Below are 19,109 nucleotides of genomic sequence, written 5' to 3'. Positions count from 1 at the left end.
CGCCGGGCGGGCGCACGGAGCGCCTGCGCGCGGGCGCGCCCGTGGACACGACCGAGCTCAAGGACTTCCCGCTCCAGGGCGCACCGGTGCGCGTGAAGAACACCTCGGACCGGCCGCTGTTCGCCACCCTGCTGGTGCGCGGCACGCCCAAGCCCGGCACCGACGAGGCCGCCTCGTCCGGCCTGGCGCTGGAGGTCGACTACCGGACGGCCGACGGCGGCCCGATCGAGCTGGACAAGCTGCCCCAGGGCCAGGACATCGTGGCCGAGGTCACGGTGCGCAACACCACGGCCCAGCGCATCGACAACATCGCGCTGACGCAGATGGTGGCGGCGGGCTACGAGATCCACAACGAGCGCATGGACGGCGCGGACACCGCGGGCACGCGCAGCAAGCCGGCCCAGCGGACCAGCCCCTTCTTCCTCGGCTCGCGGGCCGAGACCACGGGCCGCGTCGAGCACCTGGACATCCGTGACGACCGCGTGCTGCGCTACTTCGGCCTGAAGCCCGGCGAGAGCATCAGCTTCAAGACCCGGCTGACCGCCGCCTACCTGGGACGCTTCTACCTGCCCAGCCAGACCGTGGAGGCCATGTACGACGCGACCAAGCATGCGCGCACCAAGGGCCAGTGGGTGGAGGTCGTGCCGGCGAAATGAAAGCCTGGCTGTGGCGCCACCGGCGCCGGACCCTGGCCGCGGTTGCCGCCCTGGCGATCGCGCTGGGCGTCTGGCGCAGCCTGCCCGATCCGCTGTTCGAACAGCCGCTGTCCAGCGTGCTGCAGGCGCGCGACGGCACGCTGCTGGGGGCACGCATCGCCGATGACGGGCAATGGCGCTTTCCGCCCACGGATCAGGTGCCGCAGAAGTTCCGGCGCGCATTGATCACTTTCGAGGACAAGCGTTTCGAGCAGCACCCGGGCGTCGACCCGCTGGCGCTGGCGCGGGCCATCCGCCTGAACCTGCAGCAGGGCCGCGTCGTCAGCGGCGGCAGCACGCTGAGCATGCAGGTGATCCGCCTGGCACGCGACGCGCGTGATCGCGGCTATATCGAAAAACTGGTCGAGTCCCTGCTCGCCCTGCGGCTGGAGCTGGGCTACAGCAAGGCCGAGATCCTGGCGCTGTACGCGGGGCACGCGCCCTTCGGCGGCAACGTGATCGGGCTGGAAGCCGCCGCCTGGCGCTATTTCGGCCGGGCGCCGGACCAGCTCTCCTGGGCCGAGGCCAGCACGCTGGCCGTGCTGCCCAACAGCCCGGCGCTGATCCACCCAGGGCGCAACCGCGACAAGCTGCAGGCCAAGCGCGACCGCCTGCTGCGCCAGCTGCATACCCAGGGCGCCCTGGGCGAGATGGACCTGGCCCTGGCCCTGCGCGAACCGCTGCCGGTCGAACCGTTGCCCCTGCCGCAACAGGCCCCGCACCTGCTGGAAACGCTGCGTGCCCAGCACCCGGGCACCTACCGCTTCCACAGCACGCTGGACGCGCGGCTGCAGGCCGCCGCGACGGCCCTGGTGCGCGAGCGCGCCGCCGCCCTGGCGCGCCAGGACATCCACAACGCGGCGGCGCTGATCGTGGACCACCACAGCTTCGAGGTGCTGGCCTATGTGGGCAACAACGAATGGGCGGTGAACAACGAGCGCGGCCATGCGGTGGACCTGATCCGTCGCCCGCGCAGCACGGGCAGCATCCTCAAGCCCTTCCTCTACGCGGCCATGCTGGATGCCGGCGAGATCCTGCCCGGCACGCTGGTGGCCGACGTGCCCACGCAGTACGGCGGCTACATGCCGGAGAACTTCGACCACGGCTACCGCGGCGCGGTGCCGGCGGAAGTGGCGCTGGCGCAGTCGCTCAACGTGCCCTCGGTGCGCATGCTCAAGCAGCACGGCGTGCAGCGCTTCCACGAATACCTGCGCCAGTTCGGCATGAGCACCCTCACCCGCAAGCCGGACGACTACGGCCTGACGCTGATCCTGGGCGGGGCCGAGGCCACGCTGCGCGACGTGGCGGCCATGTACGCCAACATGGCCGACATCGCGCGCAAGGACGGCCCGGCCGCGCCCATCCACTACCGCCGGCTCAAGCTGCTGGCCGACGGCGACAGCACCGGCGGCAAGGTCGCCGAGATCAGCCCCGGTGCGGCCTGGCTCACGCTGCGCGCGCTGCTCGAAGTGGCGCGCCCCAACGAGGAGGGTTACTGGAAGAGTTTTGCCAGCAGCCGGCGCATCGCCTGGAAGACCGGCACCAGCTGGGGCCTGCGCGATGCCTGGGCCGTGGGCAACACGACGCGCCATACCGTGGCCGTCTGGGCGGGCAACGCCAGCGGCGAAGGCCGCCCGGGCCTGACCGGGGCCACGGCGGCGGCCCCCATCCTGTTCGACCTGTTCAATCGCCTGGAGCCGGCCGGCTGGTTCAACCCGCCCGCGCAGCATCTCAAGGAGGTGGAGGTCTGCGCCAACGATGGTTACCTGGCCAACGGCAATTGCGAGACCGAGCGGCAATGGGCGCCGCGCGACAGCCACTTCGACCAGCTCAGCCCGCACAACATCCGCGTGCACCTGGACCGCACACGCCGCCAGCGCGTGGACAGCGGTTGCGAGCGCGTGGCCCATATGGTGCAGGCCAACTGGTTCGTGCTGCCGCCGGGACCGGAATTCTTCTACCGCCGGCACCATGGTGACTACAAGGTGCTGCCGCCCTACCGCAGCGACTGCGCGGGCAGCGGCCCCTCGCGCGCGCCGATCGAGTTTCTCTACCCCACGGCGGGCACGCGCATCTATATCCCGATGGACCTGGCCGAGACGAAAAGCCGGGTCGTGTTCGAGGCCGTGCACCGCGAGCGCGAGACCACGCTGCACTGGCACCTGGACGATACCTACATCGGCAGCACGCGCACCTTCCACCAGCGCGCGCTGGACATCCCGGTGGGCACGCACAGCGTGACGGTGGTGGACCCGCAGGGCAACCGCCTGTCGCGCCAGTTCGAGGTGCTGGCGCAGGAGCGCTAGCGCGGGGCTTTCAGCGCGTCCTGCGAGAAGCCGGCGACGCGTTTGTAGTTCTCGGAGATCTGGCGCAGCTCTTCCTGGCTGATGAGGTCGTCGATATGGCGGAAGGGCTTGCCGCCGCTGAGTTCATCGACCTTGATGTTGATGAGATCGGGCGGCGCCGTGCGGTTGGTCTGGACCACGCGGGCGGTGGGCTCCACGCGGGCCTGGTCGTAGACCTGCAGGGCGGCCTGCGCATCCGGTGTGACGGCCAGCAGTTCGGCCAGCGTGCGCGCGTCGATCAGGCCCTGGGCGGCGCCGTTGGAGCCGCGCGGGTACATGGGGTGGGCAGCGTCGCCCATGAAGGTCACGCGATCAAAAGTCCAGCGTGCCACCGGGTCCTTGTCGACCATGGGGTACTCGAGGATGTGCTGGGCGTTGGCGATGAGGGCGGGCACGTCGAGCCAGTCGAACTTCCAGTCGGCGTAGATGGCCTCGAAGTCGGCCTTGTTGCCGGGGCGGTTCCAGTCGTTCATGGACTCGCCCTCGTGCTGGATCTCGGCCATCCAGTTGATGAGCTGGTTGCCCTGCCCGTCCACGTTGTCGACGATGGGGTAGATCACCATCTTGCCGGTGTGGATGGAGCCCACGCGCATATAACTCTTGCCCGTCAGGATGGGCTTGTGCACGGTGACACCGCGCCAGGTGTTGATGCCGGCGAAGGCCACCTTCTCGTCCGGATAGAACTGGCGGCGGATGGTGGAGTTGACGCCGTCACAGGCGATGACGATGTCGGCCCGCACGCTGGGGCGCTTGTTCCCCTGGACATCGACGAAGTGCACGGTGGCACCCATGGCGTCCTGCTCGACCCCCGTGCAGCGGTGGTCGGTATGGATGCGCTGCGGGCCGATCTGCTGCAGCGCCTCCTCGTACAGGATGCGGTGCAGCTTGCCGCGGTGGATGCCGACCTCCGGGTGGGGATAACCGGCGTGCCGCCCGCGCGGCTCCTTGTAGATGTACTGGCCGTAGCGGTTGAAGAACACGCTCTCCAGGTTCTCGATGCCCACGGCCTCCAGCTTGCTTTGCACGCCCAGTGCGGCCAGCTCGCGCATGGCGTGCGGCAGCAGCGTGATGCCCACACCCAGCTCCTTCACCTCGGGCACGGCCTCGTACACGTCGCAGGCGATGCCGCGCTGGTGCAGGGACAGGGCCAGGCCCAGACCGGCAACGCCCCCGCCCACGACGGCGATGCGGGTGCCCTGATGCAACTCGCCCATGGGCTTACTCCGCCTTGATGCCGTTGCGCCGGATCACGTTGCCCCAGCGCGGGTAGTCCTTGTTCACGATGGTCATGAGCTCCGCCGGGGTGGAGGATGCCGCGTCCAGGCCGGCCTTGCCCAGCACCTCGCGCACTTCGGGCAGCTTGAGGATGGCAGCGATCTCGCCGTTCAGGCGTTGCTGCACAGTCGCAGGCGTCTTGCCCGGCACGAAGAAGGCGTACCAGAGGTCCACGTCCACACCCTTGGCGCCCAGTTCCTCGAAGGTGGCCACGTTGGGCGACACCGGGTGGCGCTTGGGGCTGCCCACGGCCAGGGCGTTGAGCCGCCCGCTGTTGACGAAACCCTGCGCCACGTGCACCGGCAGGAAACCCACGTTGAGTTCGCCCGCAAGCAGGTCCGTGGTGTAGCCGGCCGAGCCGCGGTAGGGCACGTGCAGCATGAAGGTCTGCGTCTGCACCTTGAAGAGTTCCATGGCCATGTGGTGCGGCGTGCCGACACCGGGCGAGCCGTAGCTGATGCTGCCGGGCTTGGCGCGGGCCTGGGCCAGCAGGTCTGCCAGGGACTTGATGCCGGTCTTGGGGTTGGCCACCAGCATCAGCGTGCCCCAGGCCGCCATGGAGACGGGGGCAAAGTCCTTCACCGGGTCGAAGGGCACGTTCTTGTAGAGCTGCGAGGCCATGAGCATGGTGTTGGCGCCCATGAGCACGGTGTAACCGTCGGGGCTGCTCTTGGCCACCTGGTCGGCGCCGATGTTGCCGCTGGCGCCCGGCGCATTGGCCACCACCACGGGCTGGCCCAGGCGCTCGGACAGGCGCGGCGCCACGGTGCGGGCGATGGTGTCCATGCCGGTGCCCGGCGTGAAGGGCACGATGATGCGCACGGTCTGCGCGGGCCAGGTCTGGGCGCCGGCAGCGCCGGCCAGCAGGAGCAGCCCTGCGAACAGATGCTTGATCGTCTTCATCTCGGTCTCCTCGTCTCGTGGATTACTTCAGTTTGAACACGGTTTCGGCATTGGTCTGGAAGAACTGGCGCTTGTGCGCCAGCGGCATGTCCATGGCGTCGAGCAGGTTCACTTCATCGGGTGCGTACTGGTAGGGATAGTCCATGGCGTACATCACACGGTCGGTGCCCATGAAATCCTGCGTGAACTTGATGGCCTGTTCCCAGGCCACGCCGCTGTTGGTGATGTAGAAGTGCTCGCGCAGGTACTCGCTGGGGCGTTTTTTGATGGGCTGGATGCTCGGGTAACGCTTGGACTTCACCGTGGCCTGGTGCATGTAGTCCAGGCGGTAGGCCCAGAAAGGCAGCGCCTCGCCCATGTGGCCGAGGATCATGCGCAGCCTGGGGAAACGGTCGAACACGCCAGCCGTGATGATGCGCATGGCGTGCAGGCCGGTCTCCACGCCGAAGCCGTAGATGGCGCCGTCCAGCCCGCATTCCTGGAAGGGCTGCAGCATGCCGGGCGGCAGCGCATTGGGGTGCAGGTAGATGGGTGCGTCGTTCGCCTCGGCGGCGGCAAAGATGTCCCAAAACTTCGGGTCGGACAGGTACTCGCCCTGGGTGTGCGAGTTGATGATGACCGAGTGCATGCCCAGCTTGCGCACGCCGCGCTCGATCTCCTTGGCGGCGGCGGCCGGGTCTTGCGGGGCGATGGCGATCATGCCGGCCAGGCGCGTGGGGTGGCGGCGCACGGCTTCGGCCAGCTGGTCATTGGCGGTTTGCACAAAGGACACGGCGGTGGCCTTGTCCATGACCTGCGCGGCCGGCGAGGTCAAGGCGAGCACGGCCATGTCTACACCTGCCGCGTCCATGTGCTGCAGGCGCAGCTGGTCCAGGTCCAGCAGGCCGCGCATGATGTGCTGGGCCCGCTCGCTGGGGCTGCTCATGTAGAAGCCCATCAGGCCGCGAAAGCCGGCGTCGGCGTCGCCGCGCGCCAGGATCTTCTTGTAGATGTCGATCATCTCCTGCGTGGCAAACGCCTCTTCGGTGGCAATGCGCAGGTAGGGCGCCTTTTGCGGGGGGGCCGGGTTGGCCAGATTGGGGAGCTTGATCTCCATGCCATCGATCCTGGGTATTGATAAGAACTCTTACCATCCTAAGGTCAGGACCGACCCACCGACACTGAGGTTTCTACCGATGGCGCCCGGGAATCCCGGGGAAGTCCGGGCGATCAGGTCGCGGAATTGCCGGAGGCGATGCCCCACTTGGCCAGGGCCTGGTCGTCGCTGACACGGGCGTCGACCCAGCGCGCGCCCTCGGGCGTCTGTTCCTTCTTCCAGAACGGCGCCTGGGTCTTGAGGTAGTCCATCAGGAACTCGCAGGCCTGGAAACTCTCGCCGCGGTGCGCCGAGGTGACGACCACCAGCACGATCTGGTCCAGCGGCAACAGCGGCCCCACGCGGTGGATGACGCGGGCAGCGTAGATGTCGAAACGCTGGAAGGCCGCATCGATCATGTCCTCGATCGACTTCTCGGTCATGCCGGGGTAGTGCTCCAGCTCCATGGTGCTCACCGACTGGCCGTCGTTGCGGTCGCGCACGGTACCAATGAAGGTGCACACGGCCCCTACCCGCTTGTCCTGCGCGCGCAGCGCAGCGATCTCGGCGCCGACGTCGAAGTCCTGGGTCTGGATGACGACGCGCGCGGCCATCTCAGCCTCCGGTTACCGGCGGGAAGAAGGCCACTTCGCAGCCTTCGGTCAGCGCGGCGTCCTCGCCGCTCATGACCTGGTTGAGCGCCACGCGCACGGCACGGCCGCGTGCCAGGCTCTGGGCATGGGCGCCGCCGCGGGCGATCAGCTCGTCGCGCAGCGCACCCAGTGTGGTCGCCGTGGTCTGCAGCGGCTCGCTGCCCGTGCCCACGCTCTCGCGGATGGAAGCGAAGTATTTGACGTTGACCTTCATCCCATCAGCTCCGCAAAGGATATGAACTGCACGATATCGCCTTGGGCGATCGTCGTGTTGGCCGGGTTGTCGACCAGGCCGTCGCCCCAGGCGGCCGAGGTCAGCACACCCGAGCTCTGGTTGGGGAACAGATCCAGGCCACCGGCGGCGTTGCGGCGCACACGCAGGAACTCACGGCGCTTGTCACCGCGCGGCAGGTCGAAGTGCGCCGGCAAGGCCATGCGCACTGGCGTCACATCGGCCACGCCCTGCAGGCGCAGCAGGAAAGGCCGGACCAGCAGCATGAAGGTGACGTAGCTGGAGACCGGGTTGCCGGGCAGGCCGGCGAAGTGGCAGGCGTCCTGCGGGCCGCCGCGGTAGAGCTTGCCGTAGGCAAACGGTTTGCCTGGTTTCATGGAGATCTGCCAGAGATCGAGCTCGCCGAGTTGCTGCACGGAAGGCTTGATGTGGTCTTCCTCACCCACCGACACACCGCCGCTGGTCAGCACCAGGTCGTGGTTCTGGGCCGCACCCTGCAGGGCCTGGAGGGTGGCCTCGCGCTGGTCCGGCACGATGCCGTAGTCGGTGACTTCGCAACCCAGGCGCTGCAGCAGCGCACGCAGGAAGAAGCGGTTGGAGTTGTAGATGGCGCCGGGCGCCATCTGCTCGGGCGGCACCTCACCCGGCATGACCAGTTCGTCGCCAGTGGAAAACAGGGCCACGCGCGGGCGGCGCACCACGGTCAGCTGGCTCAGGCCGATACCGGCGGCCATGCCCAGCGCGGCGGGGCCCAGGCGCTGGCCGCGCGCCAGCACCACGGCGCCGCGCGTGACGTCCTCGCCGGCCCGGCGGATCCACTGGCCACTGCGGGGCACGGTGTTCACGCGCACGCTACCCTCCTCCACCACCTCGCAGTCTTCCTGCATGACGATGGCATCGGCCCCAGGCGGCACCGGCGCGCCGGTGAAAATGCGCGCGGCGGCTTGCGGCTCCAGGGCGTGGCCGTGGTGGCCGGCCGGGATGCGCTGCGTGACCTGCAGCACGGTGCCGGCAGCGGGCACGTCGGCGCAGCGCAGGGCATAACCGTCCATGGCGCTGTTGTCCTGCGGCGGCACGTGCAGGGCCGAGACCAGGTCCTGGGCGAGCACGCGGCCGTCGGCATCAAAGGTGCTCACCGTCTGCGTGCCCGCCAGCGGCGTGGCGTGGGCCAGCAGCGCCGCCAGCGCCTCATCCAGCGACTTCAGCGGAGCACGCGGCGCATTCATGCGGTGTAAACCTCGGGGCTGTATTCGAAACGCTCGCCATGGGCCACCAGCCATCCGGCCACGGCGTCGGGGTCGTTGAGATCCAGCAGGTCCAGGCCTGTGGGCACCGGCAGCCGGCTGGCGTCGTCGGTGGCGACGGCGGCGATGAAGGCGTCCTCGGGGTACCGTACAGGTTTGCCGACCTCGGCGCGCCAGACCTCGACCTTGAGCAGGTCGCTGTTCTTGAAACCTTCGACCAGCACCCAGTCCACCCCGTCATACAGCTCGGCGATCAGCTCGTGCACCTTGGGCTCGTGCTCCTGTTCGAACTCGCGCATCAGAGCCAGGCGGCGGTTGGAGGCAATGACCACCTCGAAAGCACCGGCCTCGCGGTGCCGCCAGCTGTCCTTGCCCGGGTGGTCGATATCGAACTTGTGGTGGGCGTGCTTGACCACGGACACCCGCAGGCCGCGCAGCTTGAGCGCGGGGATGAGCTGCTCGACCAGGGTGGTCTTGCCCGAACCGGAGTAACCGGCGAAACCCACCACTTTCATGAAATGATCACTCCAAAGCTATGTTTTTGATAGCACACAAATTGACCCCGGAGCGGAACGACAACTCAGGCGCAGTGCCGGACGATGTAGTCCTTGACCACCTGCACATCGGCCGCGATCACGACCACGCGCTTGGGCAATTGCTCGATGCCTTCGAACCTGGCCGGCCGCTCGGGCTCGCGCCCCAGCGCCTCGACGATGGTCGCCGCGAACTTGATGGGCAACGCCGTCTCCAGCACGATCATGGGCACACCCGGCCGCAAGTGCTCGCGCGCCACCTTGACGCCATCGGCGGTGTGCGTGTCGATCATCACGCCGAAACGCTCCCAGGTGTCACGGATGGTAGCGAGACGGTCAGCATGCGTGCTCTTGCCGCTGACAAAACCATAACGGCTGCGGGCCAAAGCAAACGCCGGATCGGCGCTGAGGTCGAAACGGCCGCTCTTGCCGATCTGCTCACCGAACAGGGACTTGACCTTTTCGCCATCACGGCCCAGCAGGTCGAACACGAAGCGCTCGAAGTTGCTGGCCTTGGAGATGTCCATGGACGGGCTGGAGGTCTCGTGCGTGTCGGCGCTGCCGCGCACGCGGTAGACGCCGGTGCGGAAGAACTCGTCGAGCACGTCGTTCTCGTTGGTGGCCACCACCAGGCGCTCGATGGGCAGGCCCATCAAACGCGCCACATGGCCGGCACAGACGTTGCCGAAATTGCCCGAGGGCACGGTGAAGCTGACCTTCTCCGTATTGCTCTTCGTCGCCTGGAAATAACCGGCGAAGTAGTACACCACCTGGGCCACCAGGCGCGCCCAGTTGATGGAGTTGACGGTGCCGATCTTGTACTGGCGCTTGAAGTCCAGGTCGTTGGAGACGGCCTTGACGATGTCCTGGCAGTCGTCGAACACACCCTTGACCGCCAGGTTGTGGATGTTGGCGTCCTGCAGGCTGAACATCTGGGCCTGCTGGAAAGGGCTCATGCGCCCGTGCGGGCTGGTCATGAAGACGCGCACGCCCTGCTTGCCGCGCATGGCGTACTCGGCCGCGCTGCCGGTGTCACCGCTGGTGGCGCCCAGGATGTTGAGTTGCTCGCCGCGGCGGCCCAGTTCGTACTCGAACAGGTTACCCAGCAGCTGCATGGCCATGTCCTTGAAGGCCAGCGTGGGGCCGTTGGACAGGGCTTCGAGATGGACGCCGTTCTCCAGCTTCTTGAGCGGCACGATCTCCTTGGTACCGAACACCGCCTCGGTATAGGTCTTGCGGCAGATGGCGCGCAGGTCAACGGCCGGGATATCGTCGATGTAGAGCGAGAGGATCTCGAAGGCCAGGTCGGCATAAGGCAAGCCGCGCCATTGGGCGAGCGTGGCCTCGTCCACCTTCGGGTAGGACTCGGGCAGGTAGAGGCCGCCATCGGGCGCCAGGCCTTCGAGCAGGATTTCGCAGAAGCGCTTGCGGTCGGCGTGGCCGCGGGTCGAAAGATATTTCATCCGGCCAGCTCTTCCTTGCGGATGCGCACGATGGGCGCCAACACGGTGGGCAGGGCCTGCAGCCTGGCCAGGGCGTCGTTCATGGTGCCTTCACGCGCATCGTGCGTGAGGATGATGAGGTCGGTCTGGGTGGAGCCTTCGCCGCCCACTTCATCGGCCTCGCGCTGCAGCACGGCGTCGATGCTGATGCCGGACTCGGCCAGAATGCCGGTGACCTTGGCCAGCACGCCGGCCTGGTCGGCCACGCGCAGGCGCAGGTAATAACTGGTCACCACCTCGCTCATGGGCAGCACGGGCAGGTTGCTCATGGCATCGGGCTGGAAGGCCAGGTGCGGCACGCGGTGCAGCGGGTCGGCCGTGTGCAGGCGGGCGATGTCCACCAGGTCGGCGATCACGGCACTGGCCGTGGGCTCGGAACCCGCACCCTTGCCGTAGTACAGCGTGGTGCCGACGGCGTCGCCGTTGACCACCACGGCGTTCATCGCGCCCTCCACATTGGCCAGCAGGCGCTTGGACGGTACCAGGCTGGGATGCACACGCAGCTCGATGCCCTTGGCCGTGCGCTTGGTGATGCCCAGCAGCTTGATGCGATAGCCCAGTTGCTCGGCGTAGCGGATGTCCTGCGCGGCCAGCCTGGTGATGCCCTCGACATAGGCCTTGTCGAACTGCACCGGAACGCCGAAGGCGATGGAGCAGAGGATGGTGGCCTTGTGCGCGGCGTCCACACCCTCGATATCGAAGGTGGGATCGGCCTCGGCGTAGCCCAGGCGCTGCGCCTCCTTGAGCACCACGTCGAAATCCAGGCCCTTGTCACGCATCTCGGACAGGATGAAGTTGGTGGTGCCGTTGATGATGCCGGCGATCCACTGGATGCGGTTGGCCGTGAGGCCTTCGCGCAGGGCCTTGATGATGGGAATGCCACCGGCGACGGCCGCTTCGAAAGCCACCATCACGCCCTTGGCCGAAGCCGCGGCGAAGATCTCGGTGCCGTGCACGGCCAGCAAGGCCTTGTTGGCCGTGACCACGTGTTTGCCGGCCGCGATGGCTTCGAGCACCAGCTGTTTGGCGATGCCGTAACCACCGATGAGTTCGATCACGATGTCGATCTCGGGGTTGGCGATGACGGCACGCGCGTCGTTGACGACCTTGACGCCCGGGCCCACGAGGGACTGGGCACGCGCCACGTCGAGGTCGGCCACCATGGTGATCTCGATGCCGCGGCCGGCGCGACGCTTGATCTCTTCCTGGTTGCGCTTGAGCACGTTGTACGTGCCCGAGCCGACGGTGCCGATGCCCAGCAGGCCTACTTGTATAGCTTTCATCTTTGACTCAGTCCATGGCGCCGTACGGGCGCCTTCTTGCAGATTTCAGGCGTGCGCTTGGCGCTTGCGGTAGCTCTCGAGGAATTTGGCGACACGGCCGATGGCCTCGCGCAGATCGTCCTCGTGCGGCAGGAAAACGATGCGGAAATGCTGGTTGTCCGGGTAGTTGAAACCCGAACCCTGCACCAGCAGCACGCGCGTCTCCTCCAGCAGTTCCAGGATGAACTGCTTGTCGTCCTCGATCGGGTAGACCTTGGGGTCGAGCCGCGGGAACATGTACAAGGCGGCCTGCGGCTTGACACAGGAGACGCCGGGGATGGCGGTGATCAGCTCGTACGCGATGTCGCGCTGGCGGCGCAGGCGGCCGCCCTCGTGCACCAGGTCGTTGATGGTCTGGTACCCGCCCAGCGCGGTCTGGATGGCGGACTGGCCCGGCACATTGGCGCACAGGCGCATCGAGGACAGCATGTTCAGCCCCTCGATGTAGTCCTTGGCCGGCTTCTTGTCGCCCGAGACCACCATCCAGCCGGCGCGGTAGCCGCAGGAGCGATAGCTCTTGGAGAGCGAGTTGAAGGTCAGCGTCAGCACATCGTCCGACAGGCTGCCCAGGGCGGTGTGCTTGACGCCGTCGTACAGCACCTTGTCGTAGACCTCATCGGCCATGATGACCAGGTTGTGCTCACGGGCGATCTCGACGATGCCCTTGAGCAACTCGTCGGAGTACAGCGCGCCGGTCGGGTTGTTCGGGTTGATGACCACGATGCCCTTGGTACGCGGCGTGATCTTGGCCCGGATGTCCTTGAGGTCGGGCATCCAGCCGTTGGCCTCGTCGCACAGATAGTGCACGGGCGTGCCGCCCGAGAGGCTGACGGCCGCCGTCCACAAGGGATAGTCGGGCGCGGGCAGCAGCATCTCGTCGCCGTCGTTGAGCAGGCCGTTGGTGGCCATGACAATGAGCTCGCTGGCGCCGTTGCCCAGGTAGATGTCATCGAGCGAAACACCCTTGATACCCTGCTCCTGGGTGTACTGCATCACCGCCTTGCGCGCGACGAAGATGCCCTTGCTGTCGGAATACGCTGCCGCATTGGGCAGGTTGCGGATCATGTCCTGGCGAATTTCCTCGGGCGAATCAAAACCGAACACGGCCAGGTTGCCGATGTTGAGCTTGATGATGCTGTGGCCCTCCTCCTCCATCTGCTTGGCGCGCTCCATGATGGGGCCGCGGATGTCGTAGCAGACGTTGGCCAGCTTTTCCGATTTGCGTATGGTTTTCAAAGTCCCTCCGGGATACACAGGCTGGCATGCAACAGCCAGCCTTTAGACGAAGCGAAACCTATAATTTGACCACAGAACCAAGTCCTTTCATGAAACTCCAGCCTGATAAACCCACGGTCCAGACCATCAACGGCTACGGTCCGGGCTGGATTGCCGTGGATGCTGAAAAATTCAGCACCAGCCTCGTGCTCGGTTCGCGCGGCGAGCGCCAGGTCTGGGAATGCCGCCGCTACCAAGACCTGCAGGCCGTGCACTTCGCCACGTTGGCCGAAATGCGCCCGGAACTGGTGCTCTTTGGCAGCGGCGCGCGCCTGCGTTTCCCCCGCCCCGAATGGTTGCAGACCCTGGTGGCCCTGGGCATCGGGCTGGAAACCATGGACACGGCGGCCGCCTGCCGCACCTACAACATCCTCGCCGGCGAAGGCCGGCACGTGGTGGCCGCGCTGTTACTGGAAACTCCCTAGCCCTGGGTGGCGCCAGGGCATGGATTTCAGGGTAAAATCACCGGGTTGAGTCGGACCCCGAGCCCCGCTGTCACGGCAAGCATCCCGACCCTTTTCCGACAGCTGCTGTCACACAAGATTTGAGTCCTATGGCGATTGTTGTCAACAAACCGATTCCGGAATTCGAAGCCAACGCCACCAGTGGCATCCGGGTTTCCAACACCTCCCATCTCGGTCAGACCCTGGTCCTGTATTTCTATCCCAAGGACAACACCCCGGGCTGCACCACGGAAGCCATGCAGTTCCGCGACAAATACAAGGATTTCGTCAAGGCCGGCGCCATGGTTTTTGGCGTCTCGCGCGACAACATGAAGTCGCACGACGAGTTCAAGTCCAAGCTGGAACTCCCCTTCGAGCTGATCGCCGACACCGAAGAAAAGATGTGCCACATGTTCGGCGTGGTCAAGAACAAGATCATGTACGGCAAGAAGGTCAAGGGCATCGAGCGCAGCACCTTCCTGATCGGCGCCGATGGCATCCTCAAGCAGGAATGGCGCGGCCTCAAGGTCCCCGGCCATGTGGACGAGGTCCTCAAGGCCGTCAAGGCCCTGAAGAAAGCCGCCGCCGCTGCTACCGCCTGAGCTTGACCGGCCCTGATGCTTTTGAGCAACAGGGGCATGTACTTTCAGACGGCTCATGCATAATGAATTCATGCCGTTGAGGTTTGCAACTGCTCACGCCAAACAAAGCCGCCCAGGTTTACCGGGCGGCTTTTTTGTTTTCCGCACGGCAACCACCCCACTCTCCTCCAGCCCCACCACCCATGCCCCTGCCTCCCGCCCCCACCAAACGCGCCGCCCTCCTCTCTCCTGAAGCCTTCGAAGCCCCGGCCCGTGGCAAGCCACGTAGCGGCCGCAAGACCTCGGCCTCCTTCGACGGCGCCCCCGAATCCCTGAACAAGGCTCAGGCGCGCGACCTGTTCGAACATGGCGCGAGCTTGGGCGCCGACGCCCTGGGCCCTGCCATCCAGGTGGAGACCCGGCGCACGCCGCCCCGCCCCGCCCCCAGCGCCCAGGAGAAACCACAGGACCGACCGCGCTCGAAAAAGACCACCCCGACCGGTCCGGCCAAGCTCTTCGTGCTCGACACCAATGTGCTGATGCACGACCCCATGTGCCTGTTCCGCTTCGAGGAGCACGACATCTTCCTGCCCATGATCGTGCTGGAGGAACTCGACGGCCACAAGAAGGGCATGACCGAGGTGGCGCGCAACGCCCGCCAGACCAGCCGCTCGCTGGACGCGCTGGCCGGCGCCCAGGGTGCCGACATGACCACCGGCCTCAAGCTTGACAGCACCGGCCACCGCGAAGCCGGCGGCAAGCTCTTCTTCCAGACGCAACCTCTCAACTACACCCTGCCCACCAGCCTGCCCCAGGGCAAGGCCGACAACCAGATCCTGGGCGTGGTGGAGGCACTGCGCGTGCAGTACGCGCCGCGCGAGGTGGTGCTGGTCTCCAAGGACATCAATATGCGCGTCAAGGCGCGCGCCCTGGGCCTGGCCACCGACGACTACCAGAACGACAAGACCCTGGAAGACGGCGACCTGCTCTACTCCGGCTCGCTGGCGCTGCCGCCCGACTTCTGGACCACCGAAGGCCAGAGCGTGGAAAGCTGGCAGCAGGGCCCGCACACCTTCTACCGCATCACCGGGCCCGTCGTGCCCAGCCTGCTGATCAACCAGTTTGTCTACTTCGAAGCACCGGGTGAACCGAGCTTCTACGCCCGCGTGACCGAGATCCGCGGCAAAAGCGCCGTGCTCAAGACGCTCAAGGACTACACCCACCTCAAGCACGCCGTCTGGGGCGTGGCCACGCGCAACCGCGAGCAGAACTTCGCCATGAACCTGCTGATGGACCCCGAGGTGGACTTCGTCACCCTGACCGGCACGGCCGGCACCGGCAAGACGCTGATGGCCCTGGCCGCCGGCCTGACCCAGGTGCTGGACGAGCGCCGTTACACCGAGATCATCGTGACCCGGGCCACCGTGAGCGTGGGCGAGGACATCGGCTTCCTGCCCGGCACCGAGGAGGAGAAGATGGGCCCCTGGATGGGCGCGCTGGACGACAACCTGGAAGTGCTCTCCAAGACCGACACCGGCGCCGGCGAATGGGGGCGTGCCGCCACCAGCGAGCTGATCCGCAGCCGAATCAAGATCAAGAGCATGAACTTCATGCGAGGGCGCACCTTCCTGAACAAGTACGTCATCATCGACGAGGCGCAGAACCTGACGCCCAAGCAGATGAAGACCCTGATCACGCGCGCCGGCCCCGGCACCAAGATCATCTGCATGGGCAACCTGGCACAGATCGACACGCCCTACCTGACCGAAGGCTCCTCGGGCCTGACCTTCGCGGTCGACAAGTTCAAGGGCTGGCCGCACGGCGGGCACATCACGCTGGCGCGCGGCGAACGCTCGCGGCTGGCTGATTTCGCGAGCGAGGTTCTCTGAAGCTTGCGGGTCAATGACCCATTAAAAAGGGGCCCTCAGGCCCCTTTTCTCATTGTCGAGGCGGCTCAGAAGTCGCCGCTGCCGTAACCACCGGCCAGGCTCTCGAAACGCGTCAGGTTCTTGAGGAAAGCCAGCTTCACCACGCCCGTCGGGCCGTTACGCTGCTTGGCGATGATGATCTCGGCCACACCCGGTTCCTTGCAGGCGTCCTTGGTGTAGTACTCGTCGCGGTAGATGAACATGATGATGTCGGCGTCCTGCTCGATGGCACCGGACTCACGCAGGTCGCTCATCATGGGTCGCTTGTCGGGGCGGGTCTCCACGCTGCGGTTGAGCTGCGAGAGCGCGATCAGGGGGCAGCCCAGCTCCTTGGCCAGCATCTTCATGCCGCGCGAGATCTCGCCGAGTTCGGTGGCGCGGTTCTCGTCGTTGCCGGAGGAACCGCTCATGAGCTGCAGGTAGTCGACCACGATGAGACCGAGCTTGCCGCCGCACTGGCGCGCCAGGCGGCGTGCATTGGCGCGCAGCTCGCTGGCGGTCAGGCCGGCGGTCTCGTCGATGTGCAGGGAGATGGTGCGCAGCTTCTCGATGGCCTCGGTCAGGCGCGGCCACTCTTCATCCGTCAGCTTGCCGGTACGCAGATGGCCCTGGTCGATGCGGCCGATGGAACCCACGATACGCACCGCCAACTGGGCCGCGCCCATTTCCATGGAGAACACCGCCACCGGCAACTGCTCGTTGAGCGCCACGTGCTCGGCAATGTTGATGGCAAAGGCCGTCTTGCCCATGGAGGGGCGCGCGGCCAGCACGATCATGTCGCCCGGCTGCAGGCCGGAGGTCATGCGGTCCAGGTCATAGAAGCCGGTGGGTACGCCCGTGATGTCGTTGGGGTTGTCGGCCATCTCCTGCACGCGGTCCAGCAGGTCCACCACCAGGGTATCCATGGACTGGAAGCCGCGCTTCATGCGCGAGCCTTCTTCCCCGATGTTGAAGATCTTCTGTTCGGATTCGTCCAGGATGGTCGCCACCGGCCGGCCCTGCGGGTTGAAGGCGTTGGTGGCGATCTCGTCGCTGGCCGCCACCAGCTTGCGCAGGATGCCGCGCTCGCGCACGATCTCGGCGTAACGGCGGATGTTGCCGGCGCTGGGAACGTACTGCGCCAGGGCGTTCAGGTAGGCCAGGCCGCCGGTTTCCTCGGCCTTGCCCTGGCTTTGCAGCTGTTCGAAGACGGTGATCACGTCGGCCGGGCGGCTGCCGTTGATCAGCTGGCCGATGGCGCTGTAGATCAGGCGGTGCTCGTAACGGTAGAAGTCACCATCGCCCAGCAGGTCGTTGACGCGGTCCCAGGCGGCGTTGTCCAGCAACAGCCCCCCCAGCACGCTGGACTCGGCCTCGATGGAGTGCGGCGGGACACGCAGTTGCGCGATCTGGCGGTCCGGGCCGTAGCTATCGTCTACGGCGGTCAATACGGCTGACATTCAGTGGTGTTCCTTGTGGTTTTCTATCCTACGACGCGGCGCGCCCAGCGTCGAGTGAAATGCTGTGGACAACCCACTGAATAACTGTGGGCAGGCTGTGGACTTGCAAGGACAACTCCGTCGGCAATAAAAAAGCCGCCTGGGCCAGGGCCCGGCGGCTTTTCAGGAGATCAGCCGGATCAGGCGGTTTCGCCGTACACGGAGATGGTGATCTCGACGACCACATCGGTGTGCAGGGCCACGCTGACCGTGCTGTCGCCGACCATCTTGATCGGGCCGTTGGGCATGCGCACGGCTGCCTTGCTCACCTGGTAGCCGGCCTTGACCAGCTCTTCGGCGATGTCGAAATTGGTGACGGAGCCGAACAGGCGACCGTCCACGCCGGCCTTCTGGGTCAGCTTGAGGGTGGTGCCGGCCAGCTTCTCGCCCAGGGCCTGGGATTCGGCCAGCTTGGCGGCAGCAGCCTTTTCCAGTTCGGCGCGGCGGACTTCGAAGTCCTTCTTGGCCGCTTCGGTAGCGCGACGGGCGCGGCCGGAGGGGATCAGGAAGTTGCGGGCGTAGCCGTCTTTCACCTTGACGATTTCGCCGAGGTTACCCAGGTTCACGACCTTGTCGAGCAGAATGATTTGCATGGTCTGGTCTTCCTTAGATGCGGTGCTGGTCGCTGTACGGCAGCATCGCCAGGAAGCGAGCGCGCTTGATGGCGGTGTTGAGCTGGCGCTGGTAGATGGCGCGGGTGCCGGTCAGACGGGCCGGGATGATCTTGCCGTTTTCGGCGACGAAATCACGCAGCGTGTCGATGTCCTTGTAGTCGATTTCCTCGACGCCAGCGACGGTGAAGCGGCAGAAGCGCTTGCGCTTGAACAGCAGCGACTGGGTGTTGCGCTTGGGGCGCTTGTCTTTGTTGAATTTCTTGAACGTGGCCATGGGGCCTCCTGTTTAATCTTGACTGAAATCTTGGATGTGAAACACCAGGTTCTTGCCGTTGCGGGGAGTGGCGACAAAGCCTTGGAACCTCCAGCTGCTGCCGACCGCCTGCTTCGCAAGCCGCTCGGCCAGCGCGCCAAAGGCAACCGCCTTGGCGCTGGCTTTCACCTGCCGTTCCTGTCCTGCTTCCTGGCGCAGCGACTCGTGTTCGAGTCTCAGATCCAGGGCCGGCACGCCGGCCGGGGTATATCGCATGGCACTCAGCTCTGCGATCGAAGCATTCAGGTCCAGCTGGTTGGTGCCGGGGTTCACTCCTCGCTGACGATCAGGCCTGGAATTCAGCCTGCTGTGCCTTGCGGGCGTCTTCACGCTCGACGGTCTTCATCATGGAAGACGGGCCGGTGTCGGCCTTCTTCTTCAGAACCGTCAGGTGACGCAGCACGGCATCGTTGAACTTGAAGGCATGCTCCAGTTCAGCCATCACAGCCTGGTCGGCCTCGATGTTCAGGCACAGGTAGTGGGCCTTGGCCAGCTTGTTGATCATGTAGACCATCTGGCGACGGCCCCAGTCTTCAACGCGGTGGATCTTGCCACCGCCGGTGGTGATCATGCCCTTGTAACGCTCGAGCATGGCGGGAACCTGCTCGCTCTGATCCGGATGGATCATGAGGATGATTTCGTAATGACGCATTGATACTCCTTGTGGATTGAAGCCATCCCCGGCGTCTACTGGGGTA

Annotated in this window: 20 protein-coding genes; 5 read left to right on the top strand and 15 right to left on the bottom strand. The window is 65.9% G+C overall.

Annotated elements, in window-relative coordinates:
• Positions 1 to 656 (top strand): alpha-2-macroglobulin family protein (locus AO057_RS18095; protein WP_205630017.1); only part of this gene is annotated, 656 nt, incomplete at its 5' end.
• Positions 653 to 3,001, top strand: a complete 2,349-nt coding sequence (gene pbpC / locus AO057_RS10695) for a penicillin-binding protein 1C (protein ID WP_057675729.1) — start codon at positions 653 to 655, stop codon at positions 2,999 to 3,001. The genes AO057_RS18095 and pbpC, both read left to right, overlap by 4 nt.
• On the opposite strand, the gene AO057_RS10690 is transcribed toward pbpC, so the two are convergent.
• The 10 genes from AO057_RS10690 to AO057_RS10645 form a co-directional block, all read right to left on the bottom strand.
• Positions 2,998 to 4,254: a flavin-dependent oxidoreductase gene (locus AO057_RS10690; protein WP_057675727.1), complete on the bottom strand. Its 1,257-nt coding sequence runs from the start codon at positions 4,252 to 4,254 to the stop codon at positions 2,998 to 3,000. The two genes, pbpC and AO057_RS10690, sit on opposite strands and share 4 nt — an antisense overlap.
• 4 nt (positions 4,255 to 4,258) lie before the next feature.
• Positions 4,259 to 5,218, bottom strand: coding sequence for a tripartite tricarboxylate transporter substrate binding protein (locus AO057_RS10685; protein WP_082605514.1), 960 nt, complete (start codon positions 5,216 to 5,218; stop codon positions 4,259 to 4,261).
• Between the two features lie 22 nt (positions 5,219 to 5,240).
• Positions 5,241 to 6,314 (bottom strand): amidohydrolase family protein, encoded by a 1,074-nt coding sequence (locus tag AO057_RS10680; RefSeq protein WP_057675725.1) that lies wholly within the window; start codon positions 6,312 to 6,314, stop codon positions 5,241 to 5,243.
• Positions 6,315 to 6,427: 113 nt separating this feature from the next.
• Positions 6,428 to 6,907, bottom strand: coding sequence for a molybdopterin synthase catalytic subunit MoaE (moaE, locus tag AO057_RS10675; protein ID WP_057675724.1), 480 nt, complete (start codon positions 6,905 to 6,907; stop codon positions 6,428 to 6,430).
• A gap of 1 nt (position 6,908) precedes the next feature.
• The gene (gene moaD, locus AO057_RS10670) at positions 6,909 to 7,160 is read right to left on the bottom strand and encodes a molybdopterin converting factor subunit 1 (protein WP_057675722.1); all 252 of its coding nucleotides are present in this window, start codon (positions 7,158 to 7,160) and stop codon (positions 6,909 to 6,911) included.
• Positions 7,157 to 8,404 carry a molybdopterin molybdotransferase MoeA gene (gene glp, locus AO057_RS10665; protein ID WP_057675719.1) on the bottom strand — a complete coding sequence of 416 codons (1,248 nt, stop codon included), beginning with the start codon at positions 8,402 to 8,404 and terminating at the stop codon, positions 7,157 to 7,159. The genes moaD and glp overlap by 4 nt, the downstream gene beginning before the upstream one ends.
• The gene (gene mobB / locus AO057_RS10660) at positions 8,401 to 8,937 is read right to left on the bottom strand and encodes a molybdopterin-guanine dinucleotide biosynthesis protein B (RefSeq protein WP_057675717.1); all 537 of its coding nucleotides are present in this window, start codon (positions 8,935 to 8,937) and stop codon (positions 8,401 to 8,403) included. The genes glp and mobB overlap by 4 nt, the downstream gene beginning before the upstream one ends.
• A gap of 65 nt (positions 8,938 to 9,002) precedes the next feature.
• Entirely contained in the window at positions 9,003 to 10,418 is a 1,416-nt protein-coding gene (thrC, locus tag AO057_RS10655) for a threonine synthase (protein ID WP_057675715.1), read from the bottom strand.
• Complete coding sequence (locus AO057_RS10650; protein ID WP_057675713.1) at positions 10,415 to 11,740, bottom strand: homoserine dehydrogenase; 1,326 nt, start codon at positions 11,738 to 11,740, stop codon at positions 10,415 to 10,417. Before AO057_RS10650 ends, thrC begins: the two co-directional genes overlap by 4 nt.
• A 45-nt stretch (positions 11,741 to 11,785) precedes the next feature.
• On the bottom strand, positions 11,786 to 13,015 hold the full coding sequence (locus AO057_RS10645; RefSeq protein ID WP_057675711.1) for a pyridoxal phosphate-dependent aminotransferase: 1,230 nt from the start codon (positions 13,013 to 13,015) through the stop codon (positions 11,786 to 11,788).
• An 89-nt stretch (positions 13,016 to 13,104) separates the two neighbouring features.
• Here AO057_RS10645 and AO057_RS10640 point away from each other — a divergent pair, with 89 nt between their 5' ends.
• The 3 genes from AO057_RS10640 (at position 13,105) to AO057_RS10630 (ending at position 15,967) form a co-directional block, all read left to right on the top strand.
• Positions 13,105 to 13,479: an Mth938-like domain-containing protein gene (locus AO057_RS10640; RefSeq protein ID WP_057675708.1), complete on the top strand. Its 375-nt coding sequence runs from the start codon at positions 13,105 to 13,107 to the stop codon at positions 13,477 to 13,479.
• Between the two features lie 128 nt (positions 13,480 to 13,607).
• Positions 13,608 to 14,099 carry a peroxiredoxin gene (locus AO057_RS10635; RefSeq protein ID WP_057675706.1) on the top strand — a complete coding sequence of 164 codons (492 nt, stop codon included), beginning with the start codon at positions 13,608 to 13,610 and terminating at the stop codon, positions 14,097 to 14,099.
• 182 nt (positions 14,100 to 14,281) lie between these two features.
• Positions 14,282 to 15,967, top strand: coding sequence for a PhoH family protein (locus AO057_RS10630; protein WP_057675704.1), 1,686 nt, complete (start codon positions 14,282 to 14,284; stop codon positions 15,965 to 15,967).
• A gap of 65 nt (positions 15,968 to 16,032) precedes the next feature.
• On the opposite strand, the gene dnaB is transcribed toward AO057_RS10630, so the two are convergent.
• From dnaB to rpsF, 5 genes are all read right to left on the bottom strand, one after another.
• Positions 16,033 to 17,445, bottom strand: a complete 1,413-nt coding sequence (gene dnaB / locus AO057_RS10625) for a replicative DNA helicase (protein ID WP_057675702.1) — start codon at positions 17,443 to 17,445, stop codon at positions 16,033 to 16,035.
• A gap of 179 nt (positions 17,446 to 17,624) precedes the next feature.
• Positions 17,625 to 18,077, bottom strand: coding sequence for a 50S ribosomal protein L9 (rplI, locus tag AO057_RS10620; protein ID WP_057675699.1), 453 nt, complete (start codon positions 18,075 to 18,077; stop codon positions 17,625 to 17,627).
• Positions 18,078 to 18,090: 13 nt separating this feature from the next.
• Positions 18,091 to 18,372, bottom strand: coding sequence for a 30S ribosomal protein S18 (rpsR, locus tag AO057_RS10615; protein WP_057675697.1), 282 nt, complete (start codon positions 18,370 to 18,372; stop codon positions 18,091 to 18,093).
• 12 nt (positions 18,373 to 18,384) lie between these two features.
• Complete coding sequence (gene priB, locus AO057_RS10610) at positions 18,385 to 18,684, bottom strand: primosomal replication protein N (protein WP_082605513.1); 300 nt, start codon at positions 18,682 to 18,684, stop codon at positions 18,385 to 18,387.
• A 13-nt stretch (positions 18,685 to 18,697) separates the two neighbouring features.
• Positions 18,698 to 19,063, bottom strand: coding sequence for a 30S ribosomal protein S6 (gene rpsF / locus AO057_RS10605; RefSeq protein WP_057675696.1), 366 nt, complete (start codon positions 19,061 to 19,063; stop codon positions 18,698 to 18,700).
• Positions 19,064 to 19,109: the final 46 nt, after the last annotated feature.

It is taken from the genome of Curvibacter sp. PAE-UM (genome assembly GCF_001432305.1).
GTDB lineage: Bacteria > Pseudomonadota > Gammaproteobacteria > Burkholderiales > Burkholderiaceae_C > Hylemonella.
Note: the sequence above shows the minus strand (reverse complement) of the source record. Positions and strands in the feature narration are given on the sequence as shown.